This window comes from Microbacterium sp. OR16 (genome assembly GCF_047306725.1).
Lineage (GTDB): Bacteria > Actinomycetota > Actinomycetes > Actinomycetales > Microbacteriaceae > Microbacterium.
Genome location: NZ_JAZEXK010000001.1, coordinates 1,611,648 through 1,632,453, shown reverse-complemented (window position 1 = coordinate 1,632,453; position 20,806 = coordinate 1,611,648). Strand labels below are relative to the sequence as shown.

General features: G+C 70.2%; 19 protein-coding genes and 1 tRNA gene. 12 read left to right on the top strand and 8 right to left on the bottom strand.

Annotated elements, in window-relative coordinates; translation table 11 throughout:
• Positions 1-52: 52 nt before the first annotated feature.
• From V2S05_RS08015 to V2S05_RS07965, 11 genes are all read left to right on the top strand, one after another.
• Positions 53-1,237, top strand: coding sequence for a branched-chain amino acid ABC transporter substrate-binding protein (locus tag V2S05_RS08015; RefSeq protein ID WP_413634659.1), 1,185 nt, complete (start codon positions 53-55; stop codon positions 1,235-1,237).
• 115 nt (positions 1,238-1,352) lie between these two features.
• Positions 1,353-2,240: a branched-chain amino acid ABC transporter permease gene (locus V2S05_RS08010; protein ID WP_271639610.1), complete on the top strand. Its 888-nt coding sequence runs from the start codon at positions 1,353-1,355 to the stop codon at positions 2,238-2,240.
• A gap of 1 nt (position 2,241) precedes the next feature.
• A complete protein-coding gene (locus tag V2S05_RS08005; RefSeq protein ID WP_413634658.1) occupies positions 2,242-3,399 on the top strand; it encodes a branched-chain amino acid ABC transporter permease in 1,158 nt (385 codons plus the stop codon).
• Positions 3,396-4,322 (top strand): ABC transporter ATP-binding protein, encoded by a 927-nt coding sequence (locus V2S05_RS08000; protein WP_099195808.1) that lies wholly within the window; start codon positions 3,396-3,398, stop codon positions 4,320-4,322. Before V2S05_RS08005 ends, V2S05_RS08000 begins: the two co-directional genes overlap by 4 nt.
• Entirely contained in the window at positions 4,319-5,029 is a 711-nt protein-coding gene (locus V2S05_RS07995; RefSeq protein ID WP_413634657.1) for an ABC transporter ATP-binding protein, read from the top strand. The genes V2S05_RS08000 and V2S05_RS07995 overlap by 4 nt, the downstream gene beginning before the upstream one ends.
• Positions 5,030-5,082: 53 nt before the next feature.
• Complete coding sequence (locus tag V2S05_RS07990) at positions 5,083-6,243, top strand: NAD(P)/FAD-dependent oxidoreductase (protein ID WP_413634656.1); 1,161 nt, start codon at positions 5,083-5,085, stop codon at positions 6,241-6,243.
• Positions 6,240-6,485, top strand: a complete 246-nt coding sequence (locus V2S05_RS07985; RefSeq protein ID WP_271639402.1) for a (2Fe-2S)-binding protein — start codon at positions 6,240-6,242, stop codon at positions 6,483-6,485. The genes V2S05_RS07990 and V2S05_RS07985 overlap by 4 nt, the downstream gene beginning before the upstream one ends.
• Positions 6,482-7,891: an FAD-dependent oxidoreductase gene (locus V2S05_RS07980; RefSeq protein WP_413634655.1), complete on the top strand. Its 1,410-nt coding sequence runs from the start codon at positions 6,482-6,484 to the stop codon at positions 7,889-7,891. Before V2S05_RS07985 ends, V2S05_RS07980 begins: the two co-directional genes overlap by 4 nt.
• Positions 7,892-7,991: 100 nt before the next feature.
• Positions 7,992-9,308 carry an MFS transporter gene (locus V2S05_RS07975; RefSeq protein WP_413634654.1) on the top strand — a complete coding sequence of 439 codons (1,317 nt, stop codon included), beginning with the start codon at positions 7,992-7,994 and terminating at the stop codon, positions 9,306-9,308.
• A gap of 152 nt (positions 9,309-9,460) precedes the next feature.
• Positions 9,461-10,462 (top strand): proline racemase family protein, encoded by a 1,002-nt coding sequence (locus tag V2S05_RS07970; RefSeq protein ID WP_413634653.1) that lies wholly within the window; start codon positions 9,461-9,463, stop codon positions 10,460-10,462.
• A gap of 46 nt (positions 10,463-10,508) precedes the next feature.
• Entirely contained in the window at positions 10,509-11,981 is a 1,473-nt protein-coding gene (locus tag V2S05_RS07965) for an aldehyde dehydrogenase (NADP(+)) (protein ID WP_413634652.1), read from the top strand.
• A gap of 132 nt (positions 11,982-12,113) precedes the next feature.
• On the opposite strand, the gene V2S05_RS07960 is transcribed toward V2S05_RS07965, so the two are convergent.
• The 3 genes from V2S05_RS07960 to V2S05_RS07950 are packed head-to-tail and all read right to left on the bottom strand — an operon-like array spanning position 12,114 to position 15,281.
• A complete protein-coding gene (locus tag V2S05_RS07960; protein WP_413634651.1) occupies positions 12,114-13,301 on the bottom strand; it encodes an amidohydrolase family protein in 1,188 nt (395 codons plus the stop codon).
• Positions 13,302-13,326: 25 nt separating this feature from the next.
• Positions 13,327-14,310: a proline racemase family protein gene (locus V2S05_RS07955; protein WP_413634650.1), complete on the bottom strand. Its 984-nt coding sequence runs from the start codon at positions 14,308-14,310 to the stop codon at positions 13,327-13,329.
• A 41-nt stretch (positions 14,311-14,351) separates the two neighbouring features.
• Entirely contained in the window at positions 14,352-15,281 is a 930-nt protein-coding gene (locus V2S05_RS07950; protein ID WP_413634649.1) for an ornithine cyclodeaminase family protein, read from the bottom strand.
• A gap of 107 nt (positions 15,282-15,388) precedes the next feature.
• Between V2S05_RS07950 and V2S05_RS07945 the strand changes: the two genes are divergently transcribed.
• Positions 15,389-15,479, top strand: a tRNA-Ser gene (locus V2S05_RS07945).
• Positions 15,480-15,568: 89 nt separating this feature from the next.
• On the opposite strand, the gene V2S05_RS07940 is transcribed toward V2S05_RS07945, so the two are convergent.
• The 5 genes from V2S05_RS07940 to V2S05_RS07920 form a co-directional block, all read right to left on the bottom strand.
• A complete protein-coding gene (locus V2S05_RS07940) occupies positions 15,569-15,997 on the bottom strand; it encodes a hypothetical protein (protein ID WP_413634648.1) in 429 nt (142 codons plus the stop codon).
• Between the two features lie 93 nt (positions 15,998-16,090).
• Positions 16,091-16,768 (bottom strand): GntR family transcriptional regulator, encoded by a 678-nt coding sequence (locus tag V2S05_RS07935; protein WP_413634647.1) that lies wholly within the window; start codon positions 16,766-16,768, stop codon positions 16,091-16,093.
• Between the two features lie 117 nt (positions 16,769-16,885).
• Positions 16,886-17,791, bottom strand: coding sequence for a dihydrodipicolinate synthase family protein (locus tag V2S05_RS07930; RefSeq protein ID WP_099195817.1), 906 nt, complete (start codon positions 17,789-17,791; stop codon positions 16,886-16,888).
• 54 nt (positions 17,792-17,845) lie between these two features.
• Positions 17,846-19,333 (bottom strand): aminopeptidase P family protein, encoded by a 1,488-nt coding sequence (locus V2S05_RS07925; protein WP_413634646.1) that lies wholly within the window; start codon positions 19,331-19,333, stop codon positions 17,846-17,848.
• A gap of 56 nt (positions 19,334-19,389) precedes the next feature.
• A complete protein-coding gene (locus V2S05_RS07920; protein WP_413634645.1) occupies positions 19,390-20,691 on the bottom strand; it encodes an alpha/beta fold hydrolase in 1,302 nt (433 codons plus the stop codon).
• Positions 20,692-20,806 lie beyond the last annotated feature (115 nt).

Below are 20,806 nucleotides of genomic sequence, written 5' to 3'. Positions count from 1 at the left end.
GTCACGTACTATCCGATGGCACATGCAATGAGGCATCCAGGAGGACCATCACATGAACACCCGCAATCCGCGTCTGCGACGCACGCTGTCCCTCGCCGCCGCCCTAGGCGCGATCATCATCACCGCCGGCTGCTCGGGCGGCCTCGGCGCCGGCGACGACGGTGGCGGTGGCTCCGACGGGCCGATCAAGCTTGGAATGCTGGCGCCGTTCTCGGGCAGCGAATCAGCTTTCGGGGATTACATGAAGAACGGCGCGCAGCTCGCGATCGACGAGATCAACGCCGACGGCGGCATCGACGACCGAAAGCTCGAACTGGTGGTGGAGGACGACGCCTGCGACGCCACCGCCTCGGTCGCGGCCGCGAACAAGCTCGTCACCAACGGCGTGGTCGCCTCGGTCGGCGGCTACTGCTCGGGAGCCACCCTTCCCACGCTGCCGATCTTCGACGAGGCCGGCATCCCCATGGTCATCCCGGCAGCCAACTCGAACGAGCTCGTGAAGCAGCAGCTGCCCGGTGTATTCCTCATCAACGGCACCGGCACACAGCAGGCCAAAGCCGCAGTGACGTACGCCCAGAAGATCGGCGCGAAGACCGTTGCGGCGATCGACGATGCAACGGCGTACTCCGCCGATCTCGCGGGATCGTTCGTCCAGCAGGCTGAAGAGGCGGGACTCACCGTCGCATTCGAGGCGACCGTGACTCCCGGCGAGAACGACTACTCGGCAGTGGCGACACAGCTCGCTTCGGCCAAGCCGGACCTCGTGTACTGGACGGGGTACTACCAGGAGGGTGGTCTGATCGTCCGCCAGGCCACCGACGCCGGCTACGAGGGTGCGTTCCTGGTGGGCGACGGATCGGTCGACGCGAAGTTCGCCGAGATCGCCGGCAAGGGCTACACCGACAAGGTCGTGGGAACGTTCACGCAGACGCCCGACATGATCCAGGGCGCCGACAAGTGGATCGCAGACTACGAGAAGCTCGCCGGCGGCAAGCCCGGCCCGTACTCCACCCAGTCGTACGATGCCGTGCGCGTGGTCGCCGAGGCGATCGACGAAGCCGACAGCACCGACTTCGACAAGGTCGTCGCGGCGCTCGAGGGGCTGAAGGACTTCAAGACCTTCGCGGGCCCGCTGACGTTCACCAAGGATCACACCCTCTCGGGCGGCGGCTTCGTGATCGTGGGCATCGATCCCGCGAGCGGCAGCTTCGTGCTCGAGGACGACCTCCAGGGATGAGATCGGCCGAGCGGGGCGGTGCGAGCCGCCCCGCTCGGCGGCGCCGACCCGCTCCCACCCGGCATCCGACCGGGACGCTTCCTCCCGCCCCTGACGAGCAAGGACATCCGCAGTGATGCAACTCATCTGGAACGGCCTCATCGTCGGCTCGTTCTACGCCCTCGTCGCGCTCGGCTACAGCATGGTCTACGGGATCATCAAGCTGCTGAACTTCGCGCACGGCGACATCTACATGCTCGGCGCATTCGCCGGCTTCGCGACCATGTCGGCATTCGGGATCTCGAACGAGTCGTCGATCCCGCTGCTGCTGGTCATCATGCTGCTGTCGATGGTGACCACGGGTCTCATCGGGGTCGGCATCGAGCGCATCGCCTACCGGCCGCTGCGCAAGAGCCCGAGACTGGCAGTGCTGATCACGGCCATCGGCGTCTCGTTCACTCTCGAGTACGCCGTGCGGCAGATCTTCGGCCCCAACCCCGAGGCCTTCCCGGTGCGGCTGGAGTCCTCGGGCTTCGATTTCGCGGGCATGCGGATCACGGCCGCGCAGATCGTGCTCGTGGTGATCGCGGCGGCGCTGATGCTCGTGCTCGCGCACATCGTCGAGCGCACCCGGCAGGGACGCGCGATGCGCGCGATCGCACTCGACCCGCAGGGTGCGCAGCTGATGGGCATCAACGTCAACCGCGTGATCGCCACGGTCTTCTTCATCGGCTCGGCACTCGCCGGGGCGGCGGGCGTGATGGCCGGCGCCTACTACGGCTCGATCGACTTCCTGATGGGTTTCATCATCGGCCTGAAGGCGTTCACCGCGGCCGTCATCGGCGGCATCGGCAACCTCTACGGCGCCATGCTCGGCGGCCTGCTGCTCGGGCTGCTCGAGTCGTTCGGCTCGGCCTGGTTCGGCGGCGAATGGCGCGACGTCTTCTCGTTCGCCTTCCTCATCCTGTTCCTCACCTTCAAACCGACCGGGCTGCTCGGCGCCCGCGTCGTCGAGAGGATGTGACATGTCCCGCTCCGCATTCAGAGACGACGCCGCACTGCGCGCCCCGTCGCCGCTGTTCGACCGCCCGGCTGCGCCGGCCGGCATCCTCTCATCCAACACCGGCTTCCTGCGCGCGCTCGGCACGATCAGCGTCGTGCTGCTGCTCGTGCTGCCGTTCCTCGACGCGTCGCGGTACACGATGTCGATCGCGACGAGCGCGCTGATCTACATCATGCTGTGCATGGGCCTGAACGTCGTCGTCGGCTACGCCGGACTACTCGACCTGGGCTACATCGCCTTCTTCGCCGTGGGCGCCTACACCTCCGGCATCTTCACTACGGTGCTCGGCTGGCCGATGTGGGCGGCGCTTCCGGCCACGGTGCTGGCGTGCATCATCGCCGGCATCATCATCGGCGCACCCACGCTGCGGCTGCGCAGCGACTACCTCGCCATCGTCACGCTCGGGTTCGGTGAGATCATCCGGATCACCGCGAACAACCTCGACATCACCGGCGGGCCCTCCGGCATCCACGGCATCCCCACCTGGCGGTTCGGCGACTGGAGCTTCGCCGACGGCTTCACCCTGTTCGGACTGGAGTTCCCGCAGCGCGTGGTGTTCTACTACTTCGTGGCCGCTGTGGTCGTGCTGGTGGGCGTGATCGGCGCCGGTCGCCTCGCCCGCGGCCGGCTCGGCAGGGCGTGGAAGGCCGTGCGCGACGATGAGGATGCCGCTGAGGCGATGGGCATCAACACCTACATCGCGAAGATCATGGCGTACATCATCGGCGCGGTCTGGGCGGGCGTCGCCGGGCAGCTCATGGCGACGCACCTGTCGGCGATCAGCCCGAACAGCTTCATGTTCCTGTACTCGGCGCTCATCCTCATGGCGGTCGTGCTCGGCGGCATGGGCTCGACGCCCGGTGTGATCATCGGCGCGCTGTTCGTCTCGCTCGCCCCCGAGCTGCTGCGCGACTTCGCCGAGTGGCGCTTCCTCATCTTCGGTGTGCTGCTGGTGGTGGTCATGCTGTTCCGCCCCTCCGGGCTGTGGCCGGCGACCGCGGTGCTGCCCTGGCTGAAGAAGCGCAGGCCGGTGCCGCCCGCGACGGCCGGGTTCATGGCGGTGCCGCCGCCGACCGCCAACGAGGACCTCGAGACCGTGGAAGGCGAGGAGAGCCGATGAGCGCGCTGCTGGAGGTCAAGGACCTGCGCCTGCAGTTCGGCGGCGTGAAGGCCGTCGACGGGCTGAGCTTCTCGGTCGAAGCGGGGGAGATCCTCGCGGTGATCGGGCCCAACGGCGCCGGCAAGACCAGTGCGTTCAACTGCATCTCGGCGTTCTACCTGCCCACATCCGGATCGGTGGTCTTCGACGGCAAGGACATCGTGCGTGAGGCGCCTGGGATCTTCCGCACCCTGCGCCTGGTCGACCTGCTGCAGAGTTTCGGTTTCTACCGCGTCCTGCCCTCGCGGGTGACGAAGTGGGGGATGGCGCGCACGTTCCAGAACCTGCGGCTGTTCCGCGAGCTCAGCGTGCTCGACAACGTCAAGACGGCCATGCACGCCAACCTGCGCGAAGGGTTCTGGGCGACGCTGCTGCACACGCCCGGGTACCGGCGTGCCGAGGCGGAGTGCGCCGAGCAGGCCCGAGGATGGCTGGACTTCGTCGGGTTCACCGGCGACGAGAACCTCTACGTCACGCAGCTGCCCTACGGCGAGCAGCGCCGCGTCGAGATCGCTCGCGCCCTCGCCACCGGGCCGAAGCTGCTGCTGCTGGACGAACCGGCCGCCGGACTGAACTTCAACGAGAAGCAGGGCCTGATGCAGCTGATCCGCCGCATCCGCGACCTCGGCGTCGCCGTCGTGCTGATCGAGCACGACATGGGCCTGATCATGGAGCTCGCCGAGCGCATCGTGGTGCTCAACTACGGCAAGGAGATCGCGGTGGGCACGCCCGAGCAGATCAAGCACGATCCGGTGGTCATCGAGGCGTACCTCGGCGTCGAAGACGAGGCACTCGACGACACCAAGCTGCAGACCGGCACCGTGAACCTTTCATCGCTCGATCCTGCCCGACCGGGCCGCACCCGCAAGGGGGGCCGGTCGTGAGCACGCTGACAGTCGATGCGGCCGACGTCTACTACGGTCGCGTGCATGCCCTGCGAGGTCTGAGCTTCGAGGTGCAGGAGGGTGAGATCGTCTGCCTGCTGGGCAACAACGGCGCCGGCAAGTCGACGACGATGAACATGCTCTCGGGGCTCGTGCGCCCGAAGTCGGGCGCCGTGCGCTGGGGCGAGATGGATCTCGCCACAGCAAAGCCCTGGGACATCGTCGCGGCCGGGCTCATCCACGTGCCGGAGGGTCGGCGCATCTTCTCGACCATGACCGTGCACGAGAACCTGCTGCTCGGCGGATACACCGTGCGCGACACGAAGCTCATCGCCCAGCGCGTCGAGCAGGTGTACGCCCTGATGCCGCGGCTGGCCGAGCGGCGCCGTCAGCAGGGCGGCACCCTCTCCGGCGGCGAGCAGCAGATGGTGGCCATCGGACGCGCGATCATCGGCGGACCGAAGCTGCTGCTGCTCGACGAGCCGTCGATGGGGCTCGCGCCCCTGGTGGTCAAGCAGGTCATGGAGACGATCCAGGCGGTCAACGCCCAGGGCACCACGGTGCTGCTGGTCGAGCAGAACGCCCGCGCGGCGCTGAGGATCGCCGACCGCGCGTACGTCGTCGAAAGCGGTCAGACCACGCTGTCGGGTCCGGCGGCGGAACTCGCGGCGGATGCCCGGGTGATCGACGCCTATCTCGGCGGCTGATCAGCGCTGTGAGCATGTGACATTGCACTAAGCTGGTCGAGGAGGTGTGATCGATGCGGATCATCGTGATCGGAGCCGGCGCCGTTGGCGCCGCGTGCGCGCTGAGCCTGACCGAGGCCGGCGCCGAGGTGACGGTGCTCGACCGCACCGGGGTGGCCGGTGAGACTTCGAGTCGCTGCGAGGGCAACATCCTCGTCTCTGACAAGCAGCCGGGAGCCGAAGCGGTCATGGCCGTCGAAGCCAACCGGGCGTGGCGCGAGCTCGCCGAACGGCTCGACGCGGAGCGCGTGCCCGGTCAGCCGGCGACCGAGTTCGAGGCGAAGGGCGGGATCGTCGTCGCATTCGCCCCCGGGGCGGAGGCGCTGCAGGGCTTCGCCGCCGCGCAGCGCGAGATGGGCATCCGGGCCGACGTGCTCGATGCCGCGGCGCTGCGCGCCGCCGAGCCGCATCTCGCCCCCGAGGTCGCCGTCGGCGTGCACTACCCCGACGACGCCCAGGTGCAGCCCAGTCTCGCCGCGCAGGCCATGCTCGCCCGGGCACGCCACCTCGGGGCGCAGCTTCACGTGACAGAGGTCACCGGCGCGGTCGTCGAAGCCGGACGGGTGCGTGGTGTGCGCACTCTGACCGGGCGCATCGACGCTGACGCCGTGGTGAACTGCGCGGGGCCGTGGGCAGGGGAGATCGCCGCGCTGTTCGGCGCCGAGCTCGACATCCGCCCGCGTCGCGGCACGATCCTGGTGACCACCGCGATGCCGCAGCGCGTGTTCCATAAGGTGTACGACGCCGACTATGTGGGCGCGGTCGGGTCTGCGGATGCCGCGCTGCAGACGTCGACCGTGGTCGAATCCACCCCCGCCGGCACGGTGCTGATCGGCTCGAGCCGCGAGCGCGTCGGATTCTCCGAGGACGGGCTGCTCGCGCCGCTCGCCGAGATCGCCGCGAAGGCGAGCCGGCTGTTCCCCTTCCTGCGCGACACCATGCTGCTGCGCACCTACTTCGGCTTCCGCCCGTACGCACCCGACCACCTGCCGGCGATCGGTGCGGACGCGCGCGTGCAGGGACTGTTCCACGCGGCCGGTCACGAGGGCGCCGGCATCGGCCTGGCGCCCACGACCGGGGCGCTCATCGCGCACGCCGTGCTCGGCGTCCCGGCGCCCTTGGACCCGACGCCCTTCCTGCCCTCGCGCACCACTCTGCAGGGAGCCGCGGCATGACCGTACAGATCCGATTCGACGGGGAGTCGCTCGAAGGACGCGACGGCCAGAGCATCGCAGGCGTGCTGCTTGCGCACGGGCACCGCACCTGGCGCACCGCCGAGGGCGGCGAACGCGGCATCTTCTGCGGCATCGGCGTCTGCCAGGACTGCGTGCTCACCGTCAACGGCGTCGAGGGCGTCCGCGCCTGTCAGCGCACCGCCTGCGACGGCGACGTGATCGAGAGGGAGATTCGCGCATGAGCGCCAGCGCACCCCGGGTGATGGTCATCGGTGCCGGCCCAGCCGGTCTGGCAGCAGCGGCCGCCGCCGCGGATGCCGGCGCCGACGTGGTGATCGTCGACGAGGGCGAGCGCGTGGGCGGCCAGTTCTGGCGTCATCATCCCGCCCTCACCGACCAGCGCCTCCAGCATCAGCGCCGTCGCTTCACCGATCTGCGTGATCGCCTGCGCGATGTTCGGGTGATCTCGTCGGCGAGCGTGTGGCGCGTCGAGACGGGCCCGCCGCTGCGCGCGCACGTGCTGATCGGCCCTGCCGACGCGGCGGACCGACGCGCGGAGACCATCGAGGCTGATTCGGTCATCGTCGCCACCGGCGCGCACGATCGCGTCCTGCCCGTGCCGGGGTGGACGCTTCCCGGCGTCACCTCCGCCGGCGCCGCGCAGGCACTGGCCAAACGCGACGGGCTCGCACCGGGTGCGCGCACCGTGGTCGCCGGCGCCGGCCCGTTCCTGCTGCCGGTCGCGCAGAGCGTCGCGCTGATGGGCGGCGAGGTCGCCGAGGTCGTCGAGGCGACCGAGGCAGGACGGATGCTGCGCGGCTGGGGCGCTCGTGCATGGGAGCTCACCGCCGCCACCGCCAAGGCCGGAGAGCTCGGCTCGTATCTTGTCTCGCTGGCGCGGCACCGCACGCCGTACCGCTTCGGCAGCGCGGTCACCCGCATCCATGGGGGCGCCGCGGTGGAGGCGGTCACCGTGCAGCGGATCGACGCGGACTGGCATCCGATCGCGGGGACCGAGCGGATCGTCGAGTGCGACTCGGTCGCCCTCGGACACGGATTCACCCCGCGGCTCGAGGCGGCGATCCAGTTCGGCTGTGAGATCGGCGCCGACCGCTTCGTGCGCGTCGGCGACGACCAGGGCACCAGCGTCGCCGGCGTCTACGCCGCGGGCGAGATCACCGGGATCGGCGGTGCAGATGCCGCGCTCGCCGAGGGCGAGATCGCCGGACTCGCCGCCGCCGGGGTGCCCGACACGGACGCCCGCTGGCGGGCACCTCTCGCCGCTCGGAGACGGATGCGGGCGTTCGCCGCCCGCCTGGACGTGCACCGCATCGGACGGGGATGGACGAGCTGGCTCGAGGGCGACACCATCATCTGTCGCTGCGAAAGTGTGCCGAAGGCGCGCATCGACGAGTACTCGGCGGCTTCGTCGCGCGCGATGCGCCTGTCCACCCGCGCCGGACTGGGCGCCTGCCAGGGCCGCACCTGCGGTCGCAGCGTGGAGGATGTGCTGGGGACGCGCTTCGACATCGATCGACGTCCCGTGCTGTCGTCGGTGCGGATCGGCGAACTCGCCGCCATCACTGAGTCGGACGGCGTTTTGGGCGGGCGGGACGATGCGACGCCGACGTCCACTTCCCGCGGCTGAGTCGACGGAGCGAGTGGGCGAGCAGCAAGCGAAGAAGCGTCTCGCGCCTCGGGTGTAACGTGTAACATGTTACACGCCAGAACGCGACAAAGGAGACGCTATGAGCAGCACCGCCACGGAGAACCCGATCGCCTCACCCGCATCCGCTGACGAACGTCGTGTCCGGAAGGTCATGACGTCGTCGGCGATAGGACACTTCGTCGAGTGGTTCGACTTCGCGGTGTACGCCTACGCGGCGCCGGTCATCGCCGTCCTGTTCTTCCCGCAGACCGACCCCGCAGCAGCTCTGATGGCGGTGTTCGCGATCTACGCGGTCGGATTCGTCGCGCGTCCTGTCGGCGCGTTCCTGCTCGGCTACCTCGGCGACCGGCTGGGCCGCAAGCGCGTGCTGGCCGGTGTGATCCTCGTGATGGGCATCTCCACCACGCTCATCGGCCTCCTGCCGACGTACGCGGTCATCGGCGTCGCCGCACCGGTGCTGCTGGTCGTGCTCCGCATGGTGCAGGGCCTCTCCGCCGCGGGCGAGACCATCGGCTCGAACTCCTTCGTCGCCGAGCACTCGCCGACCGCCCGGCGTGGTTTCAACGTGGGCATGGTCTACACGTGGTCGAACCTCCCGCCGGTCATCGCGGCCCTGCTCGTGCTGGCTCTCACCACGATCCTCCCACCCGAGGCGTACCAGGCCTGGGGCTGGCGGGTGCCTTTCCTGCTCGGTGCGCCGCTCGCCGTCGTCGGTCTGTACATCCGCACCCGTGTCGACGAGTCGCCCGCGTTCCTCGAGATGCGCGAGAACCGCCAGGTGGAATCGGCTCCGATCCGCACCGTGTTCCGCGAGCAGTGGCGCAACATGCTCGTGTGCTTCAGCATCGCCGCCGTCGCCAGCCTCGGCTACTACTCGCTGACCGGCTACTTCTTCTCTTACATGACGGTGACGATCGGGCTCGAGTCATCGGCCGCACTGATCTCCAACAGCATCGCCCTGCTCATCACCTTCTTCACCGTGCCGCTCGCCGCCCTCGTCTCGGACCGCATCGGCCGCCGCCGGATGCTGCTCATCGCCGGCCTGTTCGGTGCGGTCGTCGCCGTGCCGGCGTACCTGCTCGTCGGCGTCGGCACGCTCGGCGCGGCGATCGTCAGCCAGGGACTGCTCGGTCTCGCACTCGGGCTGTTCTTCGGGCCGGCCGGACCCGCATTCGTCGAGCTGTTCCCCGCCCGGGTGCGCTACACCGGCGCTTCGATCAGCTACAACCTGGCTTTCACGATCTTCGGCGGCACTGCGCCGCTGCTCGCGACCTGGCTGATCGGCGTGACCGGTTCCACCGTCGCGCCCGCCTGGTACGTCGTGATCATCACGGTGCTGGCGCTCCTCGTCGTCGCCACGATGCCCGAGACTCGTCACCGCTCGATGCGCGACTGATAAGGAGAAGCCATGATCCACACCCATTCGCGTCCGAGCACCGCAATCTCGCACAGCGGCGGCGCGCCCCGACGTGCGAGTATTCTCGCCGTGGGCGCGGTGCTGCGGCATCCGGATGCGTCCCTCGTAGCCCATCTCGCAGGAGGTATCTGATGCGCGCGCGTCGAACGATCCAGGCCGTGGACTCGCACACCGAGGGGATGCCGACACGCGTCGTCACCGGCGGGGTGGGACGCATCCCCGGCGCGACGATGAACGACCGCCGCCTGTACGCGATGGAGCACCTCGACGGGCTGCGCGGCTTCCTCATGAATGAGCCGCGCGGTCACGCCGCCATGTCCGGTGTGCTGCTGCAGCCGCCGGCGCGGGACGACGCCGACTGGGGCATCGTGTTCATCGAGGCATCCGGGTTCCTGCCGATGTGCGGCCACGGCACCATCGGGGCGGCGACGGTGCTCGTCGAGACGGGCATGGTCGAGGTCACCGAGCCGGTCACCGAGATCCGCCTCGACGTCCCCGCCGGCCTGGTCATCGCGCGGGTGCGCGTGGAGGACGGCCGGGCCGTCGACGTCACGATCGAGAACGTGCCGAGCTTCGTCGACCGCCTCGACGAGCGCATCGACGTGCCGGGCATCGGCGAGATCAGCTACTCGGTCGCGTTCGGCGGCAACTACTACGCGCTCGTCGACCTCGAGCAGATGGGGCTGCCCTTCGACCGCGCCCGGCAGGACGACATCCTCGGCGCTGGTCTCGCGATCATGGATGCCATCAACACCCAGGCCCCGCCCGTGCATCCGGTGCTGCGCGGCGCCGACCACGTGCACCACGTCGAGTTCATCGCCCCCGGCTCGGATGCCGTGCGATCTCGTCATGCGATGGCGATCCACCCGGGCTGGTTCGACCGCTCGCCCTGCGGCACCGGCACCAGCGCCCGCATGGCCGAGCTGCACGCGAGAGGCGAGCTCGACCTGAACGTGCCGTTCGTGAACGAGTCGTTCATCGGCACCGAGTTCACCGGCACGCTGGTGGCCGAGACGCGCGTGGGAGACCGCCCCGCGGTGGTGCCCACCATCACCGGACGCGCATGGGTGACCGGACTCGGGCAGTACCTGCTCGATCCCGACGACCCGTTCCCCGAGGGGTTCGTGTTCTGACCGCAGCGCGGACACCGCAGACAGACATCGAAACGAGGAGAGAACAGTGACAGATAAGCCCATCGACGCCGTCGCCGCCGCCGCGGCCGCCGCCGCCCGCCCGTTCGCCCGCACCAGCCCCCGCGAGCGCGGTGCAGCCCTGGTCGCGGTCGCCGAGGCGCTCGAGGCCGCAGCGCCCGAACTCATCGAGATCGCGATGCGCGAGACCGGCCTCACCGAGGCGCGGCTGGCCGGCGAGCTGCGACGCACGGCCTGGCAGCTGCGCCTGTTCGCCGACACCATCGTCGACGGCGGCTACCTCGACGTGCGCATCGACGCAGCCGACCCCGACTACGTCATCGGTCCGCGACCGGACCTGCGCCGGATGCTGGAGCCGGTCGGCCCGGTGCTGAACTTCGCCGCATCGAACTTCCCGTTCGCGTTCTCGGTCGCGGGCGGCGACTCGGCCGCCGGACTCGCGGCGGGATGCCCCGTGGTGGTGAAGGCGCATTCCGGGCATCCTGAGCTGTCGCGGCGCACCGCCGAGATCGTCGCCGCGGCCCTCGAGGGCGCGGGGATGCCCGAGGCGACCTTCCAGCTGATCAGCGGACAGGAGAACGGCGTCGCGCTGCTGAAGGACGAGCGCATCCGCGCCGGGGCGTTCACCGGATCGACGCACGTGGGCCGCATGCTGGCCGACATCGCCGCATCCCGGCCCGTGCCGATCCCTTTCTACGGCGAGCTGGGCAGCGTGAACCCGGTCTACGCGACCTACGCTGATTCCGCGCTGCTCGAGGCATTCGTCACCTCGGTGTCGGGCTCGGCGGGGCAGCTGTGCACCAAGCCCGGCTTCCTGTTCGTGCCGGAGGGGTCGGATCTGGGTGCGGTGACGGATGCCGCGGGCGCCGTCGACGAGCACCGGCTGCTGAACCCGGGCATCGGGCGCGCGTTCTCGCAGCGTCGTGACGACGTGCTGGGCGCAGACGGGGTGACCGTGCTGTCCGAGGGGGAGGTGCGCACGGATGACGCCGGGCAGACCTACGCGACCCCGACCGTGGTGATCGTCGGCGTCGACACCCTGATGGCGAATCGCGAGGCTCTGCTCGAGGAGTCGTTCGGACCGCTGTCGGTGATCGTGCAGTACAGCGACCGGGATGCGCTGCCGCAGCTGCACGTCGAGCTGTTCCCCGGCAACCTCACCTCGACCCTGCACGCCCGCGCCGACGAGCTCTCCGACGGCTCGCTCGCCCCGCTGGTCGACGTGCTCGCACAGACGAGCGGACGCGTGCTGTTCGGCGGGTGGCCCACCGGCGTCTCGGTGACGCCCGCCATGCAGCACGGCGGCCCGTACCCGGCGACCACGACCGATGCCACCAGCGTCGGCACCGCGGCGATCACCCGCTTCCTGCGCGGCGTGGCCTACCAGGGCGCCCCGCAGGAGCTGCTGCCCGCACCGCTGCGCGACGACAACCCGTGGAATGTGCCGCAGCAGCGCAGCGAGGCCGGTCGCTCGCACGAGTGGGGCTCATTCGCCCGCTGACCCGACCGGCTGGTCTCGCCTCTCAGCTGAGACCCGCCTTACGCCTAGACCCCCACGTGTGCGCAGGCGCACGTGGGGGTCTCGGCCTTGGATGGGGGTGTCGCTGAACCGTGGCTGTCGTCGGCTGCGTGGTCAGACGCGGACGCCGGAGCGGATGACGCCGAGGCGTGCGTCCTCGCGCCACAGCGTCGAGGGGTCGGCGAGCGGGTCGGACGCCAGCAGCACGGCGTCCCCGTGCGCGCCGGGTCGCAGGTGTCCCAGCGCGGCATCCCCGATCAGCTCGGCGTTCACGACGGTCATCGACTGCAGGGTCCGCGCGGCGCCGCTGGCCTCGACCTGCAGACGCACCCCGGCGAGCTGGTCGTCTTCCAGATCACCCATCAGGTCGCTGCCGAAGCCGACCCGCACGCCGGCGGCGTGGGCGAGCCGTACGGCGTCCTGCCCCTTCGTGAGCACCTCGGCGTTCTTCGCGAGGGAGACGGCGTTCAGCCCGATCTCGGCGCCGCGGCGGTCCATCGCGTCGTACGCGGCCAGGGTGGGCACGAGGAAAGCGCCCGCCTCGGCCATCATCACGGCAGTCGCCTCATCGATGAGGTTGCCATGCTCGATCGAGCGGATGCCGGCGCGCACGGCATGCTGCACGGCCTCCGACGAGTACGCGTGCGCGGCGACGTAGCTGCCCCGGCGGGTCGCCTCCTCGACAACGGCGGTCAGCTCTTCCGGTGAGTACTGCGGGACCCGGATCGGGTCGGTCAGCGAGAACACCCCGCCAGAGGCCATCACCTTGATCGCGTGCGCGCCGGTGCGCAGCCGCTCGCGTACGGCGACGCGCAGGGCGTCGACGCCGTCGACGACCTCGCACATGTGCCCGTGCGAGAAGCACACGTCCACGTGCGCGGTGCGCGGATCGCCGTGCCCGCCGGTCTGGCTGAGGGCGGGGCCGGTGAAGTGGTACCGCGGAGACGGGAACAGTCCGGCATCGATCGCCTGAGCGAGCCCGATGTCGCCGCCCGCGACGTCGCGTACCGTGGTGAAGCCCCGCTGCAGCGCCCGCGCGAGCCGGCGCGCGCCGTTGAGTGCGGCATAGCTGAGCGGGCCGCGCTCGTTCTCGAAGCCGTCCATGCTCGTGGCGTAGGCGTGGAAGTGCGCGTCGATGAGTCCGGGCACGACCCAGAGGTCGACGCCGTCGACCACGTCGGCGTCGGGTTGCGGGTGCTCGCACACCCTGCCCTCGGCGATGTGCAGGTCGCGGCGCTCGAAGCGCTCGCCGTCCCAGACCTGGGCGCCGGAGACCGTCAGGGGTGCTGCGGGTGCGGACATGCTCATGTCTCCTCGGTTCTCTCGGTCAGCGCAGGCTGAAGCCGTCGGCGACGGGGTCGTTCTCGTCGAGCTCGAACGTGCAGGTGCCGACCCGGTGCGCCATGCCGCGCACTTCGGGGATGACCCCCTCCGTCGTGCGCTCGGCGACGCGCGCGAGGAAGCGGGTGCCGATGATCGAGTCGTGGGTCAGCGTCTCGCCGTCGGCGAGCTCGCCGGTCGCCGCGAGCAGCGCCACCCGTGCCGCGGTGCCGGATCCGCACGGGCTGCGGTCGACCTCGCCGTCGGCGAACACCGTCACGTTGCGCTGGTGGGGACCCGCGTCGGTGCGCCCGAGATCGTCGAACAGGATGGTGCCGTAGACCCCCGAGAGACGGTCGTCCTCGAGTTGCGCGGCCGGATGCTCGTTGAGCGCCCACTTGATCTCGCGGCCGATCGCGATGAGATCGGTGGTGTGCTGCGGGGTGACCGCGAGCCCGACGGCCGAGGCGGGCAGCGTCGCGTAGACCGCGCCGCCGAAGACGAGGTCGACCTCGACGTCGCCGCGCGACGTGCGCAGCGGGATGCCGCAGGCGAGCACCCGGGATTCGACGTTGCGGAAAACGATCTCGTCGATGCGCCCTGCGCTCTGGCGCACCAGCGCCTGCACGCGTCCGCTCGGAACGTCGATCGTCACCGTCGTCTCGCCGTCGGGGTCGGACGGGACTCGGCCGGTGCGCACCGCCCATGCGCCGAGGGCGATCGTCCCGTGCCCGCACGCCGTCGAGAAGCCGTCCTTGTGCCAGAACAGCACCCCGAAGTCGGCGCCCGCGTCGTCGGGCGGGGTGATGAACCCGCCGTACATGTCGTCGTGGCCGCGCGGCTCGAGGCAGAGGAACCGCCGGATGGCATCCGCTTCACCGCTGATCGCCTCGACGCGGCGCTCGGCGACCGTGTCGCCGTGCGTGGGCGCGCCCTCGACGATGCGGAACGGCTCCCCGGCGGTGTGCCAGTCCTCGGTGCTCCACTGCATGCGTTCTCCTTCGATGCTCGGGTGGTTCCGTGGTCCGGCGCTCAGACGGCCAGTCGGGCGACGGCGAGGTCCTGCCAGCCCATGCCGCAGGTCTTCACGATCCGCGGGCGGTCAGCCGCAGGTGCGATCGCGCCGGTGAACAGTTCGTGCATGGTCACGACGTCCTCGAGGCGCAGCATCCCTGCCTCGACCGCGACGATCACGTCACCGGCTTCAGATGCCGCGACCCGGCGGCTCTCCACGACGACCTGCGATCGGCCTACGAGCGCAGGGTCGAGTTCGGTGCGGTCGGGCTCATGCGAGCCGATCGCGACGATCGTCGCGTCGTCGCGCACCGACGCGGAGGGGAACAGGGGAGCGGATGCCGTGGTTGCGCACACGATGAGGTCAGCGGCCGCGATGTCGTCGAAGGTGCCTGCGCGCATGTCGGCGTCGGGTGCGTAGGAGCGGGAGGCCTCGACGGCGGATGCCGCGCGCCCCGCATCCCGCCCGATGATGCGCACCGAGCGCAGCGGGCGGATCGCCGCGAACGCCTCGACATGACGGATCGACTGCGGACCGGTGCCGATGACGACGAGGTCGCCGGCGGTCTCGCCGGCGAGCACGTCCGCGCATGCGGCGGAGACCGCTGGGGTGCGCAGGCTCGTCAGCGCGGTGCCGTCGAGGATGGCGGTGGGGGCGAGGGTCTGGCCGTGGACGAGGATGTAGACGCCCTGGATGCGCTCGAGACCCCGCTCGGGATTCCCGGGCGCGACCGTGGCGAACTTCTGCCCCACGGCGCCGCCCGCTGCGGCGGGCATGAGCAGCAGCTGCCCGTTGGGGACGTCGAGGATCTGCCGAGCGAGGTCGTGCTCGGGGTCGAAACCGTCTCGCAGCGTGCTCTGCACGGCCGCGATGGCGGCGGACATGCTCACCCGCTCGGCGAGCAGCTGTGCGTTGACCAGGGCGAGATCGGCGATGACGTCGGGCATGTTCCCAATCTAGGTTCAAAACAGTAATATGTCACGCGCTATCACCGCGTTCTCTGGTGCTCGTCTCGATTGGCGAAGCGGGGGAGGGATGTCGTAAGCTGGACGACGGTGACGTGTCCGAGCGGCCGAAGGTGCAACTCTCGAAAAGTTGTGTAGGGTAACCCCCTACCGTGGGTTCAAATCCCACCGTCACCGCCATGAAAACCCCCGAGAAATCGGGGGTTTTCCCGTATCGGGGAGCGGTGCGTGACCGGACGATGCGCGTCTGCCGGCGGTCACTTCCCCCGTCACCCCGCGCGCTCCGTGTCGGAGTTCGGCGTCCAGCCGAACCAGCCGTCGTCGGCGGGAATCACGCTCCAGTCGCCGCAGGCGAAGACGGTCTTGGCCGCGTACGGGTCGGGCGCGCCGTCGAGCGTCCACACCGGAGCCGAGCGCCGCTCCACATCCGCGCAGTCGCCGGCGAGAGCGAAGTCACCGGTGAGCAGGATGACGGCGTCGTCGGAGCTCTCCGACGTCGACGTGCGCACAGTGATGTCGGTGGCGTCGGCGGGGATCCACGGCGCGTCGACGTCCGCCTCGGCACCGAAAGCCGCGAGATCGTCGAAGGTGTGCGTGGACTGGTGGTGGACGAGCTCCTCGTACACCGCGCATCCGGTCAGGGAGAACCCCGCTGCGCCGATCAGAGCGGAAGCGGCGAGGGCTGTGCGTGCGTTCATGCTTCCAGCCTCGCCGCAGCGGATCCGCGCCGCGTCGTGCGTGCGAGGTATCCGCGTACCTCGCACGGATGATCCGCCACGCGGCGAGCGGCGTCAGCTGCCGGCTTCGGGCCGCCCGGCCCACCAGCCGATGACGTGACCGATGTGCTGGTGCATGAGTCGCTCAGCGCGCTCGCCCTCACCTCGGGCGAGCAGATCCAGCAGCTCGTGGTGCTCAGCCGCCGAGCGCGACAGCTGCTCGGTGGCCAGCAGGCCGGCGAGGCCAGGAAGACGGGTCTCCTTGCGCAGCTGCGAGATGAGCGCGGCCAGGCGCGGGTTGCCGCTGTGCACGTTAATGGCCTCGTGGAAGGCGCGATCGGCCTCGAGGTAGGTGGTGAGGTCTCCGCTGGAAGCGCCCTCGACGATGGCATCCGCCGTCGCGCGCAGCTTCTCGATGGCATCCGCCGGGATCTTTCCCGCCAGCTCGCGCATCACCGGCGGCTCGAGCAGCCGCCGCACCGCGACGATGTTCGCCACCTCGTCATCGCGCACCTCGGTCACGCGGAATCCCTTGTTGCGCACCGCCTCGACGAAGCCGAGCTTCTCGAGGTTCAGCATCGCTTCGCGCACCGGCGTGGCCGAGACGTTGAATCGCGCGGCGAGCGCGGGCGCCGAGAAGAGCTCGCCGGGGGCCATCTCGCCGGCGCGGATCGCCGCCTCGAGCGCCACCTCCACGCGCTCTCGCAGGTTCATCACCGGCTGCAGGGGAGTGACGACGGAGGGGAGTGTCATGAACGACCACCGATCAAGAAGCGTAGGCAGTGCCATGCGGCATGGCACTGCCTACGAAACTATCGGATGCCGTGGATGCGCGGCGACAGCACGCCGCCTGCGCATCCACGGCGCGGATCACTTGCCGTAGCCCTTGGCGGCGGCCTCTTCGGTGTCGGCGACGATGCGGTCGGCGACGTCCTTCGGAAGGGGCAGGCGCGGCGGTCGGCAGGGGCCGCCGTACAGCCCGAGCACGTCCATCGAGAGCTTGATGGACTCGACGAACTCCGTCTTGGTGTCCCAGCGCAGCAGCTTGTGCAGGTCGCGGTAGATCACCTTGGCGCGCTCGAGGTCGCGCACGTCTCCCGAGGTGGAGAGGCGGAACAGCTCGACGGTGGCCTGCGGGATGGCGTTGGGGTAGCCGGCCACCCAGCCGACGGCTCCCGCGATGCCGACCTCGAGAACGCTGTCGTCGGTGCCGATGAGGATGTCGATGTCGGGAGCGAGCTCCTTGATCTCGTAGATGCGCCGGGGGTCGCCGGTGAACTCCTTCACGCCCACCATGTGACCGGCCTCGTGGATCTCGGCGATCAGGTCGGGCACGAGGTCGACCTTGGTGTCGATGGGGTTGTTGTAGCCCACGATGGGCAGGCCCACCGCCGCGACGGTGGCGTAGTGGTGCTTGACCTGCTCACGGTTCGCCCGGTACGTGTTCGGGGGCAGCAGCATGACGCAGTCCGCGCCGGCCTTCGCGGCCTGCTCGGCCCAGTGCGCCGACTGCAGCGCACCGTACGCGCCGACGCCCGCCATCACCGAGAAGCCCTCGGGGGCGGCGTCGACAGCAACCTCGATCACCTTCGCGCGCTCCTGCTCGCTGAGGTTCTGGTATTCACCCAGCGAGCCGTTCGGCGCGATCCCGTCGCAGCCGTTGTCGGCGAGGAAGCGCACGTGATCGGCGAATCGGTCGTAGTCGACCGAGAGGTCGTCCTTGAACGGCAGGGCGGATGCGACGATCACGCCATGCCAGGGAGCCTTCTGAGACATCTTTGTTCCTTTCCAGCTTTCGCGGCGCTGAAGCCGTTGGTCATATGTAACATATTACAGTACGGAAGCCATCCAGCGCTCCAACCCGGCGGAATCGATCGGCAGGGCGTCGCTGAGCACCTCGATCCCGCTGTCGGTCACCACGACGTCGTCTTCGATGCGCACGCCGATGCCCCGCAGCTCCGGCGGGACGGTCTCGTCCCAGGTGTGGAAGTAGAGTCCGGGCTCGACAGTGAGCGCCATGCCCGGCTGCATGCTTGCCTCGAAGTACTGCGCGTACGATGACGCCCCGCAGTCGTGCACGTCGAGTCCGAGGTGGTGCCCGACGCCGCACACGATGTAGCGGCGGTGGTGCTGACCATCCGCCGCGAGCGCTTCGTCGACCGAGACCGGCAGCAGGCCCCAGTCGGAGAGCCCCTGTGCGAGCACCTCCATGCAGGCCACGTGGAAATCGCGCCAGTCGCGACCGGGTGCCACCGCGGCGAGCCCGGCGCGGTGCGAGCGCTCGACCAGATCGTGCACCTCGCGCTGCGCCGTGGTGAAGCGTCCGCTCGCCGGGAGCGTTCGCGTCACATCGGCGGTGTATCCACTGCGGTTCTCCACTCCCATGTCCAGCAGCAGCAGCGCTTCGGGATCGACCGGGCTGTCGGCTCGCACCCAGTGCAGGATGGGCGCATTGGCTCCTGAGCCGACGATGCTCGCGTACCCGGGTGCCTGGCCGACCGTGCGGGCGTGCCGGTCGAAGGTCCCCTGCAGCCAGCGCTCGCCGCCGTGCTGCACGGCGTGGGGGATCTCTCGGCGCACCTGGGCGAATCCCTCGACGGTGTGCTGCACGGCCGCGCGCAGCTCGGCGAGCTCCCACGCGTCCTTCTGCATTCGCAGCGCGGAGAGCGTCTGGGCGAGCTCGGCTGAGCGTGCCCGGCCGCCCAGCTGCCGGCCGGGCACGGCGCCCACGACCGCACTGCCCGCGATGAGCGCGTCGTCGGGCACAGCGAGCTCGTCCAGCTCGCGTACGCGCACGTCCAGGGCCTCGGCCAGCTCAGCGGTGCCGGCGAGCGGACCGACCCACAGCTCGCCGTGGGTGGGGTCGGCGTGGAAGGCGGCGGCGCCGGGACGCGCGGGCGGGATGATGTACAGCGTCGCGTCATGTCCTCCGGCACGGGGGGTGAGCACGAGCACCCCGTCCTCCACACCGAAGCCCACCAGCCAGAGGAAGTCGCTGTGTGCGCGGAACTCGAAGAAAAAGTCGTTCAGCCGCGCGTGTGCGCGCCCCGCGGCGACGACGAGGGTGCGACCCGGCAGGGCGGTCGAGAGGCGCTCGCGGTGACGGGCGGCCGCCTGCGCGGCGCCGGGCTCCACCCGGGGCGTGCGGTCAGCATCACCCCAGCCGGTCCTCATCCAGTCGGTGAAGCCCGAGGCGGCCGCGAGTGACGGCATCCGTGGATCTTGCGAGTCGGAACGGGCGTTCGGGATGCCGCTCTCCCAGTCGACGACGTGCACCTCGGCGCCGTAGCCGGCCGGCTGGTGGTGGTGATTGCTCATGCTGTCTCCAGAGGGTCTTCGGGCGGGGGACAGGTGCGGATGGCGCACCGGCCGGGTCAGGATCGTTCGCCGCCGCGCCCGCCGAGGCGCCATTCGAGTGCGGTGAACAGCCGCTCGGCGACGCCGTCCATGACGATGCCGTCGTGCTCGTGCTCGTTGGTGACCCAGGCATGCAGTCCGCCCACGCGGGCCGCGGTGTCGAGGGAGAGTCCGGCGTCGACGTACATGTCGTCGAAGTACACCACCGCCTCGACGGGTACCTGGTTCGCGCCGAGCCGCGCGGTGTCGTACAGCTCGATCGGCCATTCCCGTGCGGCGAGCAGCTCGACTCCGGCTCGGAAGCCGCGCAGCGCACGGACCTCGTCGAACATCCAGGGGAACACCATCTCGCCGGTGAACAGCACCGGCCGCGCATCCTCGTCGAACTCCGGGTGCCGTTCCCGCTCGCGCTGCGCCGCCCAGCCCGTCGGCCCTGCGCCGTAGATGCTCTCCTGCAGGGCGATGAACAGCGGGTTGCCGGCGAACGCGGTGGCCGCGCCCACCGAGGCGAGGAAGGTGTCGCTCAAGCGTGTCTCGGCCCGATCGGCGAACGCCTCGTCGAGGAGCCAGTGCACCCGATCGAAGCCCGGGCCCATGCCGAAGTCGAAGCCCAGCGTCTGCAGGCGGCGCACGGTGAGGCGGTCGCCGTCGGCGAGGCGGACGTCCTGCGCCTGTAGGGTGTCCGCGACCCGCGCGATGCGCTCGGCGAGGTGCGGGGCGCGCTCACGGAACTGCCGGTTCTTCTCCACCACGCGCGGGAACGTGCGCCGGTAGACCTCCGCCGGGTCGGGATCGAGCGAGGGGAGCCCGCCCGCGACCGCGGAGGCGACGATCGCCTCGGGGAAGGCGGAGAGGCAGTGCAGTGTGAGGAAGCCGCCGTAGCTCTGGCCGATCGTCCACCAACGGCGCCCGCCGTAGTGTGCGGCGCGCAGCGCCTCGAAGTCGCGCACGATCGAGTCCGCCCGGTGCAGCGACAGCCGTCGCGCGGCCTCCTCGGCCGGCATCTCGGCGAACCGCGACCCCGACAGTGGCGTCGACCGGCCGGTGCCGCGCTGGTCGGGCACGATGAGCCGGAAGCGCGACAGAGCGGCGGCGACCCAGTCGCCCCGACCGACCGGTCGCACACCCTTGCCGCCGGGACCGCCCTGCAGGTGCAGCAGCAGCGGCAGGTCGTCGTGGCGGCGCTCGGCGGCGACGAACTCACGGGCGAAGATCTCGATCGTCTCGCCGTCGGGGTCGTTCCAGTCCAGGGGCACGGTGGTCCACACGTCGCGGGCCACGATGTCCTTACCGACGAAGTACGCGCTGTCAGAGGTCACGCAGGTCACCTTGCCTTCCGATGGGGGATGCCGGCTGTTCGCAGGCACCGATCCCGTCTGCCCGGAGCCGCCGGGTCCGGTGGCGCGGCGCCCGCGCCCACCGCGCCCTCTCCCG

Excerpts from the sequence above, each read along its gene's own strand:
- V2S05_RS07970 (WP_413634653.1), top strand. The coding sequence starts at position 9,461 with ATGCGCGCGCGTCGAACGATCCAGGCCGTGGACTCGCACACCGAGGGG.
- V2S05_RS08010 (WP_271639610.1), top strand. The coding sequence starts at position 1,353 with ATGCAACTCATCTGGAACGGCCTCATCGTCGGCTCGTTCTACGCCCTC.
- V2S05_RS08005 (WP_413634658.1), top strand. The coding sequence starts at position 2,242 with ATGTCCCGCTCCGCATTCAGAGACGACGCCGCACTGCGCGCCCCGTCG.
- V2S05_RS07935 (WP_413634647.1), bottom strand. The coding sequence starts at position 16,768 with ATGACACTCCCCTCCGTCGTCACTCCCCTGCAGCCGGTGATGAACCTG.
- V2S05_RS07950 (WP_413634649.1), bottom strand. The coding sequence starts at position 15,281 with ATGCCCGACGTCATCGCCGATCTCGCCCTGGTCAACGCACAGCTGCTC.
- V2S05_RS07990 (WP_413634656.1), top strand. The coding sequence starts at position 5,083 with ATGCGGATCATCGTGATCGGAGCCGGCGCCGTTGGCGCCGCGTGCGCG.
- V2S05_RS07960 (WP_413634651.1), bottom strand. The coding sequence starts at position 13,301 with ATGTCCGCACCCGCAGCACCCCTGACGGTCTCCGGCGCCCAGGTCTGG.
- V2S05_RS07930 (WP_099195817.1), bottom strand. The coding sequence starts at position 17,791 with ATGTCTCAGAAGGCTCCCTGGCATGGCGTGATCGTCGCATCCGCCCTG.
- V2S05_RS07985 (WP_271639402.1), top strand. The coding sequence starts at position 6,240 with ATGACCGTACAGATCCGATTCGACGGGGAGTCGCTCGAAGGACGCGAC.
- V2S05_RS07940 (WP_413634648.1), bottom strand. The coding sequence starts at position 15,997 with ATGAACGCACGCACAGCCCTCGCCGCTTCCGCTCTGATCGGCGCAGCG.
- V2S05_RS07975 (WP_413634654.1), top strand. The coding sequence starts at position 7,992 with ATGAGCAGCACCGCCACGGAGAACCCGATCGCCTCACCCGCATCCGCT.
- V2S05_RS08000 (WP_099195808.1), top strand. The coding sequence starts at position 3,396 with ATGAGCGCGCTGCTGGAGGTCAAGGACCTGCGCCTGCAGTTCGGCGGC.
- V2S05_RS07925 (WP_413634646.1), bottom strand. The coding sequence starts at position 19,333 with ATGAGCAATCACCACCACCAGCCGGCCGGCTACGGCGCCGAGGTGCAC.
- V2S05_RS07980 (WP_413634655.1), top strand. The coding sequence starts at position 6,482 with ATGAGCGCCAGCGCACCCCGGGTGATGGTCATCGGTGCCGGCCCAGCC.
- V2S05_RS07955 (WP_413634650.1), bottom strand. The coding sequence starts at position 14,310 with ATGCAGTGGAGCACCGAGGACTGGCACACCGCCGGGGAGCCGTTCCGC.
- V2S05_RS08015 (WP_413634659.1), top strand. The coding sequence starts at position 53 with ATGAACACCCGCAATCCGCGTCTGCGACGCACGCTGTCCCTCGCCGCC.